The organism is Adlercreutzia rubneri, assembly GCF_009755265.1.
Classification (GTDB): domain Bacteria; phylum Actinomycetota; class Coriobacteriia; order Coriobacteriales; family Eggerthellaceae; genus Adlercreutzia; species Adlercreutzia rubneri.
Genome location: NZ_WPOO01000019.1, coordinates 31,294 through 44,405 on the forward strand (window position 1 = coordinate 31,294; position 13,112 = coordinate 44,405).

General features: G+C 57.9%; 9 protein-coding genes and 1 pseudogene. 7 read left to right on the forward strand and 3 right to left on the reverse strand.

The window, feature by feature from the left end:
• Window positions 1–112 precede the first annotated feature (112 nt).
• Window positions 113–1,513 (reverse strand): ATP-binding protein, encoded by a 1,401-nt coding sequence (locus tag GO707_RS09825; protein ID WP_198161076.1) that lies wholly within the window; start codon window positions 1,511–1,513, stop codon window positions 113–115.
• Between the two features lie 335 nt (window positions 1,514–1,848).
• Entirely contained in the window at window positions 1,849–3,654 is a 1,806-nt protein-coding gene (locus GO707_RS09830; RefSeq protein ID WP_157012936.1) for an amidohydrolase, read from the reverse strand.
• Between the two features lie 241 nt (window positions 3,655–3,895).
• Between GO707_RS09830 and GO707_RS12780 the strand changes: the two genes are divergently transcribed.
• On the forward strand, window positions 3,896–4,807 hold the full coding sequence (locus tag GO707_RS12780) for a helix-turn-helix transcriptional regulator (protein WP_288219429.1): 912 nt from the start codon (window positions 3,896–3,898) through the stop codon (window positions 4,805–4,807).
• An 88-nt stretch (window positions 4,808–4,895) separates the two neighbouring features.
• On the opposite strand, the gene GO707_RS09840 is transcribed toward GO707_RS12780, so the two are convergent.
• Window positions 4,896–5,864, reverse strand: coding sequence for a helix-turn-helix transcriptional regulator (locus tag GO707_RS09840; protein ID WP_157012937.1), 969 nt, complete (start codon window positions 5,862–5,864; stop codon window positions 4,896–4,898).
• 412 nt (window positions 5,865–6,276) lie between these two features.
• On the opposite strand from GO707_RS09840, the gene ptcA reads away from it, so the two are divergent.
• The 6 genes and pseudogenes from ptcA to GO707_RS09870 all read left to right on the forward strand — a co-directional run.
• Window positions 6,277–7,347, forward strand: coding sequence for a putrescine carbamoyltransferase (gene ptcA / locus GO707_RS09845; RefSeq protein WP_157012938.1), 1,071 nt, complete (start codon window positions 6,277–6,279; stop codon window positions 7,345–7,347).
• A 63-nt stretch (window positions 7,348–7,410) separates the two neighbouring features.
• Window positions 7,411–8,928, forward strand: a complete 1,518-nt coding sequence (locus GO707_RS09850; RefSeq protein WP_157012939.1) for an APC family permease — start codon at window positions 7,411–7,413, stop codon at window positions 8,926–8,928.
• Between the two features lie 43 nt (window positions 8,929–8,971).
• The gene (locus GO707_RS09855; RefSeq protein ID WP_114540327.1) at window positions 8,972–10,177 is read left to right on the forward strand and encodes an agmatine deiminase family protein; all 1,206 of its coding nucleotides are present in this window, start codon (window positions 8,972–8,974) and stop codon (window positions 10,175–10,177) included.
• 125 nt (window positions 10,178–10,302) lie between these two features.
• Window positions 10,303–11,973 carry a C45 family autoproteolytic acyltransferase/hydolase gene (locus GO707_RS09860; protein WP_157012940.1) on the forward strand — a complete coding sequence of 557 codons (1,671 nt, stop codon included), beginning with the start codon at window positions 10,303–10,305 and terminating at the stop codon, window positions 11,971–11,973.
• A gap of 178 nt (window positions 11,974–12,151) precedes the next feature.
• Window positions 12,152–12,712, forward strand: coding sequence for an arginine deiminase family protein (locus GO707_RS09865; protein WP_157012941.1), 561 nt, complete (start codon window positions 12,152–12,154; stop codon window positions 12,710–12,712).
• Between the two features lie 264 nt (window positions 12,713–12,976).
• Window positions 12,977–13,112: pseudogene (locus tag GO707_RS09870) on the forward strand (carbamate kinase); the annotation flags it as partial.

Below are 13,112 nucleotides of genomic sequence, written 5' to 3' on the forward strand. Positions count from 1 at the left end.
AGGAGCCCTCCCGCTCTCGGCCCACGCGTCCGCAGGGCGGCTGAAGCCGCCCCCCTACGACGGGCCCTCACAATGGCCCCTCCGTGTGGCCCTGTCGAGCGGGCCGTTCGGTTCAAGCGCTGACCATGTCGCTGAAGGAGACGAGCCGCACATTCCCCGATCTATTCGCCTCTGCTCGGCATGCTTGCGAGAATCCGGTTTTCGAAAACGCGTAAAGCTGCGCCTCGTCCGCATTGCCAATAAGGTTCGTGCGATGGCGAAGCTTCTCCAGGGCCGAGGCGGGAAAGTCCTCGTTTCGCCACTTGCATTCTCCGGCGAGCACCACGTGTGTGCCCTCTATGCCGACGATGTCAATTTCGGCTTCCTGCTTACGTTGCGGATCATTGCCCCACCAGCGTCCAAGGTCATCGAATTCTATGGCCGACTCGTCTCTTGCCATCTGGCGCCAAAGCCACTGGTTGCAGATATCTTCGAAAACCGGTCCCATGTATTCGGAAAGTGCCTTTTCGATAGAGCGCCAAGCACGTCCTGGCATCCCGCGTTGGATCGAGGAAGTATGCGGTGCGATGAATCGAAACCAGAAACGGAAGAGATTGTTGCTGAGTCTGTAGATCGGCCTCTTGCCCTTTCCCCCAAGGGGCTGCTCGCGGGTAATCAGGCCAATGCGCTCAAGCTCTTTGAGGTAGTACGAGGTTTCCGCTGTGGTGGAGCCAATTGCGGTTGCTATCTCCCCGCTCTGGGTTCGTCCATTTGCGATGGCGTCGATGACCGCGTTGTATCGCGATGCCTTCGACACCTCTTGCATGAGCAAGATGCTCGGTTCCTCGTAGAGGATTGAGTTCGGGTCGAGCAGCGCTGCCTCGGTGAGCTCGCGTAATGTTCCACCATTCTGAAATTGCATAAGATAAAGGGGTACGCCGCCCACCATGCCGTATATTTCGGCTGTCTCGATGGGGTTGCGTTGGGGGAAGAGCTCCATGGCTGTGAAAAAATCAAAGGGCTTAAGCTCTATCTGGGCTGTTCTCCGCCCGTACAAAGGGCTCTTCTCTCCAAGTACCTGCTCTTTCATGAACGACAACGAAGACCCGCACAGCAAGAGAAGCAGCTTCGAATCTGCAGAGGCGCGATCGATGAGAGCTTGCAGGATTGAAGAGACGCTCGGGTCGGCCTTTGCCAAATAGGGGAATTCGTCAATGACGAAGATGACTCGCTGGCTACGAGCGCGTTCGAATATGGCCTCGAAGGCTTGCTGGAGGCTGGCATAGAGCGGCGCAAGCGAAGGGTCGCGGTCGGGGTGCTCGAACAGGGCGACTGCGCGGCTCAGGTTCTCAAGATTTATCCGGGCGTTGTTCTCGACGGCTGTAAAGAAAACGACTGGTTTCTTGCCGACGAACTCGTTGATGAGAGTTGTCTTTCCGACGCGGCGACGTCCGTAAATCACGGGGAATTGAAATGTCCCTGTTTCGTACAGGCGATTGAGCGTCGCCAACTCACGACTGCGTCCTACGAACACGGGCACCTCCTTCATTGAAGCCTCGTTGTTGGAAGATGCTATTACTAAAATCAATTTTAGTAAAGTAGATTTTAGTAAAATGTGCTTAAGCAAATTGGAAAGCGAGGTGCTCTTCGGGCTTCTCATCCATCCTGGGGTAGGAAGGGTGAGTCCAGGAGGCTGAAACGCCTTTTCGGGATACAGCGTGTTTGCGTGTTGCCGCAGTGCCGGCAAGGGCTGCATGGGCGCATAGGTTGGGCCCCGCGGCTCTGCGGGACTAATGACCGCAGAGCCGCGGGGCCTGTGTTCAAGGGTTTGCGCGCCGTTCCGTATAGCTGGCGTCTTCTAGCTCGGTCCTACCCCTCGTAGACGATGCGGCCGTCGGAGATGGTGTAGATCACGCGCGCGTCGGAGATGGCCTTGGCATCGGCTTCGAGAATGTTGGTGTCCAGCACGACGAGATCGGCGAACTTGCCCACTTCAACGGTGCCGATAATATCGTCCATGAAGTTCTGGTAGGCGTCGTTCTTGGTGTAGGCCTCGAGCAGCTGGTAGGCTGTGAGCCCCTGTTCGGGCCAGCGGGTCATGTCGGTGTCCTCTTCTTCGGGATAGGGCGAGTTACGGGTAACGCCGGCCTCGATCGCATCGAGCGGGACAAATGGAATGACGGGGGCGTCTGAGGAGCCGCTGATGCAGATGCCTGCCTCGGCCATGTGCTTTGTTCGGTACATCGCCATGGCGCGCTCGTCGCCGACATAGGCGCGCTCCAGGTCCATGAGATCATCGTGGTACATCATCAGGAATTGGAGATTCGCCACTACATCCAAATCGGCCATGCGCTGGATATCCTCATCGGTAATGGCGCATACGTGGGTGATCGTGTGCCGCGCGTCGCGCTCCCCATTGGTCGCCCGAGCCTCCTCGAAGGCATCAAGGGTGCCGTGAACGGCGCCGTCGCCCATGGCGTGCACGTGCACCTGAACGCCTTCTGCATCAAAGTCGTGTACAAGACGGGTAAAGTCTTCCTGAGACCAGATGGGTTCGCCGCACCAATGATCACCGAGTCCCGTTGATTCCAGGTAGGGTTCCAGGAAGACGGCGGTGCCTCTTTCGGTCACTCCGTCGTAGAAAATCTTCACGGTATTCGAAGAAATCATGTCTGTGGCGGAGTCGTTGTAGGACTTGATGGTGGAAAGCACTTCGTCATAGGTGCGACCTTCTTTCATAGTGGGGACGACGCGCATGCGCAGGGTCAAATTGCCCTCGCGCTCCACCTTGTGGTACATATCGATAATATCAAGACCGCCTTGGGTGATATTTGTAATGCCGGTTATGCCATAGGAGTTTGCTTCCTCCATGAATTTGTACATGGCCTGTTCCAGATTATCGTTGGTCATGGTGTCGGGCATGATGGCGAATACTATTCCCTTGGCGGCATCGCTGACGCATCCCGAAGGCTCGCCCTTTTCGTTGCGATAGAACAGGCCGCCTTCTGGGTCGGGGGTGTCGGCGGTTACGCCAGCCATTTCGAAGGCCTTGGAATTGACCCAAGCGGCGTGGTAGGAGACGTCATGGATGAGAATGGGCTTATCGGGGCAGATGGCATCTAGATCCTCTTTCGAGGGCCCGGGATTCGAGCCGTCGGGAAGCTGGTAGGCATTGAGCATGAAGGGCGATCCGATGTAGCCTTCTTCGTCGGGATGGGCTTCCACGAAGGAGCGGATTGCCTCGAGGTATTCCTCATTGGTGCTAAGTCCCGTTAGATCGATTTGGTAGAGTTTGGTGAACCAGTTGCCAGGGGCGTGGATGTGGCCGTCAATGAAGCCGGGGGAGACGAACTTGCCATCGAGGTCGATGACTTGGGTGGTGTCTCCTACGAAAGCGTCGATGCCTGAATCATCGCCCACATAGACGATTTTGTTGCCCGCGATGGCTATGGCCGAGGCAACCTCGCTTTCCGATACCATCGTCTGCACATGGCCGTTGTACAGCACGAGATCGGCGGCGTTCTCTTCGGGGGAATCAGATGGGCCGGTTGATCCGAGCGGCTCATCTGATGCGCATCCCCAAAGACCGCCCGAAAGCGTGGCGGCCGCAAGCGCACTTGATCCAATGACGAAATGGCGGCGGCTGAGAAGCTGATCGAGACGGGACATGCTCATAAAACCCTCCTTAGTTCGGTCGCAGCGCTCTCTTCTCGGTGCTGCGATGACCTAACTTTAAGAGCGGGGAAATCTCTTGTTAAGGAAATCAGGGAGGGCTTTTAGATTATTTAGGGGATGATTTTTTGTCCTCCCCTCTTCTGAACTGGGATAACGAAGAAGCTGAATCGAGTGTCAGGCAAGTCGGTAGCCTTGGCAGCCAAACCGTCTATAATGTTTGCTATCCGATGAAGGAGGAGTCGTGTCCCTCGCCTTTCTCTACAATGTGGCAAGCTGCATCGCCTATGCGTTGGCCATAGCCGCCTATGGGAGCCTGTACTACGTCGAGCGCAAACCGGGATACATCTTCACAGCGCTCATCTTCTTTGCGTACGCGATAGATATCGTTTTATTGTTCATGTACGAGTTTGTTCCAGAATTCGCGTTGCAATTCGAAGATGCGCGAAACGCCTACCCCATGCTCTACACCACATTCAACATGGCTATAATCCTCTTGTACCGGCTCGTGCTGGGCAGTTTGCTCTCGCGCAGATTTTCTCCTGTCGAAGGATTTTTTTGGGCGGTTTGCATAATGATGGCCTGGGCGAGCGGCGCTCCATCGGTCGAATCGGTTGCGTTGTGGCGCGAGTTCCTCTTTGCCAGGCTGCTGTCATTGTGGGTGATAGGGTACGGTGCCTGCTGCTTGGTGGCGGAATTTCGATGTATGAACCGTTGGCGATGGGTTTTCTCGCTTTTGCTCGTGCTCGTATATGCCCTGGGAGAAGCGGCAACGTATGTGAGCTTTGGGCAGGAGAGCAGCGGGGACTTTGCTTCTCCTCGCGAGGTGCCCGTCGAGGTTATGGCGCTCTGCTTCACCGTGGCCGCCTACGTCTTCCTCGCCCATCATCGGCGGATGCGCAACGAGCAGCTGGCAGAATCCCTTGTGCCCTGGATCGCCCGCGAATACGGGCTGACCAAGCGTGAAGAGGTGCTGCTGTCGCTGCTCGAGAAGGGTGCATCGAACAAGGAGATCGCCGAGCAGGAGTACATTTCCGTCAACACGGTGAAAACCCATATATCGAATGTTTACTCCAAGCTTGGCGTGAGCGGCCGGGACGGACTTGCGCAAATGCTCAAAGAAGAGTTAGGGCGCCGCAAAAGGGCTCGATTCTAGGGCGCTGCGGGAATAAGGGCGGCTGCGGTCTTCCGACACCTGCACCTCCCACGGCGCCAGCCGCTGTTTCGCGTCCGCCTACTATCCTCTATCCCTTCCAGAACAGCTGGGCGAGCTCTTGGCGGGTAGTGGTGCCGGTTTTCTTCAGGATGTTGTGCACGTGGGCCTTCACGGTGCCGAGGGCCAGCTGCAGCGAGCTAGCGATGTTCTGATTGTCCTTGCCTTGCAGCACTTCTTCCAAGATGACGCGCTCGCGCGCGGTCAGGTGATAGCGCTCGCAGAAGGCGGGAAGCAGCTCGTCGACGTATTCCTGGGTGTCGGGCGCATCGGCACTCGGCGGCTCCTTGAAGCGCAGGCGCAGGGTGTCGGCAGCGGCGCGCAGGGTGAAAAAGGACAGGGCCAGAAGCAGGATGTTCTCAGAGAAGTTCCGCTCGCTGATATATAGGGGCAGCATATCGGCGTTCGCGAAGAAGCTGGAATCGAAGACGAGGATCATGACGACATCCTCGATGAGAATGCACAGGCACAGAACTAAAGTGACGAGGAACAGCGGCTCCTGACGGCGCAAGCGGGCCTTCTCCACTTCGTTGCGGGCCGTGCAGTAGCGATAGACCCCGAAAGCCAAGCACCACAGGAGAAACGTCTGGCGCAGCGTGTAGAAGAGCCATTGGCGAAACTCGTCCACGGGCAGGCACAGCACGACGATTTCGCTTGCCGCTATGAAGGCCAAGGCTGGGGCGAGGCGCAAAACGCGGCGGCGCTCGTTCACGAAATCGCACAGTATGAGCCACATGGGCTCGAGAGTGCCCAAGGCGAGCAGTATCTTCAGCTGCGGATGGTCGATGGTATAGAACTGGTTGATGGAATACTCGACGTTCTGGCCCAGGTACTCGTATTGAAAGATAAGCGCGAGGTCGAGGAAGTAGAACAGCAGCATGGCCGCAGCGTAGAGAAACGAGTGGCGCCGGGAAACGAAATAGGCCGAGAGCGATACGGAACCCGACGCCACGCACACGAGCATCACGACGATGGTGTAGAAGTAGAACGCTGTCTCCAAAGCGAGCCTCCTCGGTGACGCATAGGGCCCGATGATGAGCCGCGACGGCCTAGAGCGGTTTAGGTCGTGCCTCAACTTGAAAGATCAGCAAAAGAGGCGATGGATCTTTTCTAGCATAGAAGCCAGTTCAATAGGTCTAAGTAGCGGGATTATTTGGGATTAGACGCACGGTGAGCTTTTACCATCTGGAAATAATCTTGATTATTTCTTCTCAAAACTTCTAGCGCGTTCCATGCTGAGCCTCGAGAGATGCGGAAGACGCTCAACAATTCCGGAGACGGCCTCGAGTCGAGAAAAGGCCGCGAACGGGAATCCGGCCCGAATAGCGCCGACATGAAGGGTCCTCCGCATGAAACAGCATCGCGATCATCTTGCGCAGAGGTCGCGAACGAGATCCTAAAGGAGGATTTCCATGGTCAAGGACTACATCGACACCAACGACTTCACCAAGGAGGAGCTGCTCGGCATGGTGGACCTCGCCATCGCCATGAAGGGGCTCATCAAGGAGGGCGGCGAGTACCCGCTCTTGCTGAAGCACAAGACGCTGGGCATGATCTTCCAGCAGGTGTCCACCCGCACGCGCATCTCCTTCGAGACGGCCATGACCGACCTGGGCGGCCACGCGCAGTTCTTCGGCCCCGGCTCCATCCAGCTGGGCGGCCACGAGTCCATCGAGGACTCCGGCCGCGTCATGGGAAGCCTCGTCGACATCCTCATGGCCCGCGTCGACCGCCACAAGGACGTGGTGGCCCTGGCGAAGTACTCCGCGGCCCCCGTGATCAACGGCATGAGCGAGTACAACCACCCCACCCAGGAGCTCGGAGACCTCATGACCATGATCGAGAACCTGCCCGCCGGCAAGAAGATCGAGGACTGCAAGTTCGCCTTCATCGGCGATGCCACCCAGACCTGCGTATCGCTCATGTTCATCTGCTCGAAGATGGGCATGGACTTCGTGCAGTTCGGACCCAAGGGCCATCAGATTCCCGACGGCGCCCTGCTCATAGGCACCGATGAGGAGCGCGCTGTGTTCGGTAAGGAGCTCATGGCCATCGGCGAGGAGAACTGCAAGATCTCCGGCGGCACCATTACCGTCTCCGACGACATCTCCTGCATCGAGGGCGCCGACTTCGTGTACACCGACGTGTGGTACGGCCTCTACGACGAGGAAGTCTCCAGCACCAGCTACATGGACGTGTTCTATCCCAAGTACCAGGTGACCTGGGACCTGATGAACGCGGCCGGCCCCGACTCCAAGTTCATGCACTGCCTGCCGGCCAACCGCGGCGAGGAGGTCGTGGACGAGGTGATGGACGACCCGGAGCGCTCCCTGTGCTGGGACGAGGCCGAGAACCGCAAGCACTCCATCCGCGCCATCCTCGCCACTCTGTGCCCCCAGAGCGAGTCGAACCCGGAGAAGGCGACCAACTACCGCGCCACCATCGACGAGTGCATGGCGAAGCTCGGCAAGCAGGGTCTGTAAACCATTTGCGATCGGGGAAGGCGCAACTTCCCCGATCGCTCTTTCCCATTAAGGAGTTACCCTATGAGCGGTAAGAAGAAATTCTCCTTCGTATCCGTTATTCTGTCGGTGATCTGCGTGGTGTTCGTGTGTGAGGCGGCGGCACCGGCTGCTGCCATCGGCAACCAGCAGTTCTTCTGGTGGATCTTCCTTATCATCACCTTCCTTTTGCCCTACGGCATGGTAGCGGCCGAGCTCGGCACCGCCTACGACTCCGAGGGCGGTATCTACGACTGGGTGCGCGACGCCCTCGGCGACAAGTGGGGCGCCCGCATTAGCTGGTACTATTGGATCAACTTCCCGTTGTGGATCGCCAGCTTGGCCACGCTGTTCCCGCCCATCTTAGGTATGGTGTTCGGGGCCGACATCGAGGCGAACCTGCCGCTGACCCTGGCCATCGAGATTGCCTTCGTGTGGATCGTCGTGTTCATGAGCTTCTCGAAGGTGTCCGATTCCGAGTGGATTTTGAACGGCGGCGCCGTTTTGAAGGTGCTCGTGGCCGTGTCCGTGGGCGTGCTCGGCATTTGGTACGCCTGCGCCAACGGATTCGCCGGATCCATGGCCCCCGAGACGTTCCTGCCCGACTTGACCAACACCGCTGCGCTCGGCTACCTGTCCATCATCATCTTCAACTTCACGGGCTTCGAGGTGATCTGCACCTTCGCCAAGGACATGCAGAACCCGGCCCGCGACATTCCCAAGGCCATCATCCTGGGCGGCCTGGCCATTGGCGCCATCTACCTGTTCTGCGGCTTCGGCATCGGCGCCGCCATCCCGGCCGACCAGATCGACCCCGACTTCGGCATGCTCGTGGCCGTGATGACCATGGTGGGCGAGGCTTCCCCCATCTTCATCATCATCGCCGTGGCGTTCCTCATCACCCTGTTCGCGAATATGGCCAGCTGGTCCTTCGGCGTGAACTTCGTGGCCGACTATGCGGCGAAGAACCAGAACATGCCGAAGGTCTTCGCCCATGAGAACCCGAAGACCGCCATGCCCACCGGCGCCGCCGTCGTGAACGGCATTGTGGCCACCGCCGTACTGCTCATCCAGCTCATCCCCAACGAGGCCATCTCCAACGGGCTGTTCTGGACGCTGTTCGCCACCTCTGTGGTGTTCCTGCTGCTCACCTACATTCCCATGTTCCCGGCCTTCATCAAACTGCGCAAGGTCGATGCGAACCGTCCCCGCGTGTACCGCTTCCCCTTCCAGGGCACAGCCATGAAGGTTATTCTGGCCATCCCGGTCATCGAGCTGGTACTGGCCATCGTGGCCACGCTCGTGCCGTTCTCGGCCGAGGAAGTGGCGGACAAGGTGCCGATGATCGCCATCTTCATCGTATTCCTCCTTTTGGGCGAGGTGGTGCGCATTGTGAGCGCCCGCGGCCGCAAGGAGGAGTTCAAGGGCCTCACTCCCGCGATGGCCGCCGAGCGTTTGGCTGAAGAGGCCGCGGGCGAGCCCGATTCGCTCGAGCCCGTTGATCCGGCCCAAGTCGAGCAGATTCTTGCCGCCGACGACGGCAAGAGCGAGAAGATTTTGTAGATTGCTGTACTCGTACCCCCCCCCTCTTGAAAGGAATTCCCTCATGAAAACCATCTACGAGTCTGATTCCACCCCCGCCGCCGACGGCTTCTTCATGCCCGCCGAGTTCGCTCCGCAGGATCGCGTGTGGATAGGCTGGCCCCACCGCACCGACACCTGGGCCCACGGCGCCAAGCCGGCCCAGAAGCAGTACGCCGCCATCGCCCGAGCCATCGCCGAGTTCACGCCTGTCGTCATGTGCGCCAACGAGGACGACTACGCCAACTGCAAGGCCGTTTTCGAGGACGACGAGAACGTGACCGTCATCGAAATGACCACCGATGACGCCTGGTTCCGCGACACCGGCGCCACCTACGTCATCGACGGCAAGGGCGACAAGCGCGCCTGCGACTGGCACTTCAACGCCTACGGCGGCTTCATCGACGGCCTGTACTTCCCGTGGAAGGCCGACGACCAGATCGCCTGCAAGATGGCCGAGCTGTCGCACTGCCGCCGCTATCGTCCCGATGACATGATCCTGGAGGGCGGCTCCATCACCGTGGACGGCGAGGGCACCCTCGTGGTCACCGAGCAGTGCCTGCTCTCCCCGGGCCGCACCGCCTCGGCCGTGCTCGCCGAGGAGGTCGAGGAGGACACCATCTGGCCCGTCTACGCCAAGCGCTTCGAGCCCTGGAGCGAGGAGCTGCGCGCCTACATGGACGAGCACCTGAAGGCGTACCTGGGCGTGGAGAAGGTCATCTGGGTCAAGGAGGGCATCGACCCCGAGGAGACCAACGGCCATATCGACGACGTGGCCACCTTCATCGCCCCGGGCGTGATGGTCTGCATCTGGACCGACGATGAGGACTACCCCTTCTACCGCCAGTGCCATGAGGCCTACGAGACCTTGAGCAACGCCACCGACGCGAAGGGCCGTGCGCTGAAGGTGTACAAGCTGCCCATGCCGGCGAAGCCCCTGTACATGGACCAGGCCTCCTGCGACACCATCGACATGGACGAGAACGCCGAGCCGCGCGTGGCTGACGAGCCGCTCATCGCCTCCTACATGAACTACCTGGTGACCAACGGCGGCGTCATCGTGCCCCAGTACGGCGACGAGAACGATCCGCTGGCCGTGGACACTCTGCAGCAGATCTACGACGAGGTGTGGGGCGAGGGCGTCTACAAGTGCGTGGGCGTCCAGTCCGACCAGGTGGTCTTCGGCGGCGGCAACATCCACTGCATCACCCAACAGGAGCCCAAGGCCTAAGCGCGTCGCCCATATGAGGCTTCAAAGTCCTCCGACGCCCCAGGGTCGGCAAAGTAGGGCATTTTGCGCCAGCCATCAAGTTGCCGGCAATGTAGGGCTCTTGGAAGAAAAGAAAGGGCTAGATTATGAGAAGAAAAGTAGCTCGTGTATTGTTTTGCGCCAGCTTATGTTTAAGTCTGCTGGCATTTGCGGGCTGTTCCGCAGAGAGCACGACGGGCGGAGCATCGGACAATGCGCCTAGCGGAACGCCGGACAATGCATCGACGGATGTAGCGGTAGCTTCTGGCGCCGAAGAGTTCGATGGGGTGTTCGATGCAACCGTCAACGCAGGGAACACGCAGGAAGTTGTCTATGTAAACGGCTCCTGGTTTGATATGGGAAGGCAGTACGGATTACAGCAGAAAGTGCAGTTAGAGAATAACTGGGCATCTGTAATGGCCATGATTTATACGGAGGCAGACGATGCCGCATATAACGAAGCCATGGGTAAGATCCTGAAGCACTACGAAGCGGATGAGCCATCTGTGTTTGACTTCTTGTCAGGGGTGGCTGATGGGGCAGGAATCTCAAAGGAAGATGCGATTGTTGCAATTATGGGTTCCTCTGTCCTTAACTACGATTTGATGATGCATTATGATCCGGAGCGCTCAAAAACGTGCATGACCGTATCGGCTTGGGGAAACATGACCCTGGACGGCCGTCATCTTGGAGGCGCCAATCTTGATGCAATCAGCGCAACGCCTGCTGCAATGTTCTCGGATATGATTTCTTATCCGGATGATGGCTATGCGGTTATGGCATCTGGCGGAATGCAGGGCAATGCATTCATGAACTCTGAGGGCCTCATTATTACCTATGCCGGAGGGCCCCACGCGGCACCGAGCGAGGGTGCCGAGGTGATTGATAGGGAAGGCACGTTCCTCGATACCCTGTTCGCTTACTGGTATACAGCTACAAAGTGCGCTACAGCAGATGAAGCGGTCAAAATGCTTACGGAAACTGAGTGGATCCATACCGGCAACATTAACATTTCTGATAATAACGGGAATGCTTATGTTGTAGAGCAAAAAGACACTGCCTATGTAGTCCGTAAGGCCGGCGATCATGGCGAGGAGGATTACCTTATTACGGCAAATCATTTCCTGGACGAGTCGTGGATGAACGATTCGTACGAGGCGTATCCGGACAGCGTGCCCAGGGCTAGCACGGTAGAGAGGATCCTGCTGGACAACAAGGGCTCTGTTACCCCGCGCACCATCGCGGATGCACTCGGAAGCATTCGCTACTACGACGAGGGCAAATGGAGCGAGGAGAATTGGGATTTCGGCGGCTTCTATCAGTTCCATTCCCCAGAAGGAGATGATCTGGAGTTCAAGACCATCTTCAGGACGATTTTCGACGCGACCGATCTTGAGATGTTCGTCTTGAGGGGCCATGATGAGAAATTCCGCTCCGATGTCCCGTTCGGTACGGCCAACTACTACAAGCTCACTCTTGGAGAGGGCATGCAGGCCACCAATAAGAGCGCGGAAACCGATGCCCGTATTGCAGTGAGAAACGCTGGCGCCGAATTGTACAAGAGCGATACCGAAGATGCCGACGCGTTGGAGTGCTACAACAAGGCCGCCGAGGCAGTGCACACGGGATGCAATTACACAACCATGGCCGATTGCGCCGGAGCGAAGGGCGATAAGGAGCAGGCTGCGATCTTGTATGGCCTTGCGACTTCGCAGTTCGCCAATGCCCAGCGGTATGCGCAGGCATCTTATACTACCGAAAACGTGATTGTTGACTAAAGCTATGCAGCACTTGATCCCTCAGCACTTCATATAATTCCTAAAGTTTGCAGTCACAAGAGTCTTTCAAAAAGCGGAGATGATTCTGAGGTTCTCCTTTGATCATCTCCGCTTGCTACGTTTCCTATGGAGCGTCCGCAAATTCCGATAGCAGATCAGGGCCGAGGAAGGCGGAGATGTGCTCATCCTCTCCGATAAGGTTGTCTGCATCGGCTGCACAGAGCGCACCCAGCCCGGCGCCATCGAGTTCGTTGCCGCAAATCTGTTCAAGAAAGGTTTCGAGGCCGTCTATGCCTTCGAGATGGAGCGCGGCCGCAATGCCATGCATCTCGATGGAATGTTGACCATGGTCGATCGGGACGCGTTCCTGTTCAACCCCTTCCTGAGCGGCAATGTGAACGTGTACAAGCTGACCCCCGCTTCCGATGGCGTCAGGACGCAGCCCGTCGGCTCCGACTGGAGCAAGGTGCTCGCCGATGCGCTTGGTGAGTCCTCGGTACGGCTTATTCCCGTAGGCAACGGAGATGAGATCCAGGGCTTTTGGGAGATGTGGAATCTCGGCGGGAACGTGCTCACGTTGGCTCCAGGATTGGTGGTCTGCTACGATCGCAACAAAATAACCCTCGATTTGCTCGATAAGGCAGGTATCGAAGTGCGCACCTTCGAGGGAGCGGAGCTGTCGCGCGGCCGTGGAGGCGCCCGCTGTATGTCGATGCCCATCATCCGAGAGGCCCTCTAATCTTACTGAGCCGATGCCGGCGTGGTTGCTTTGACTAGAAGGGCGACTGAAACCGCCTCCCTCCAAGTGAGGTTAACCCGCGATTGGAGAATGACTTCCAGGGCCGCTGGTTTAGGGCGGATTAGGGGTAGTTGCGGTAAAAATAAACCCAATCTTATCTTTTGCGCCTACGTGGCGCTCAATAAAGTAAGTACGCAGGATGGCTTTTGTGCCGAACCATCCTGCGTACTTCTCATGATGAGGCCAACAGGTAAGGAGAATTCTATGCCATATGAAAAGGGCAACGGCAAGACCGCTGTCATCGCCCTGGGCGGCAACGCCCTCGGCAACACCCCGCAGGAGCAGCTCGAGCTCGTGCAGAACACCGCCAAGCACATCGTGGACATGATCCAGGACGGCA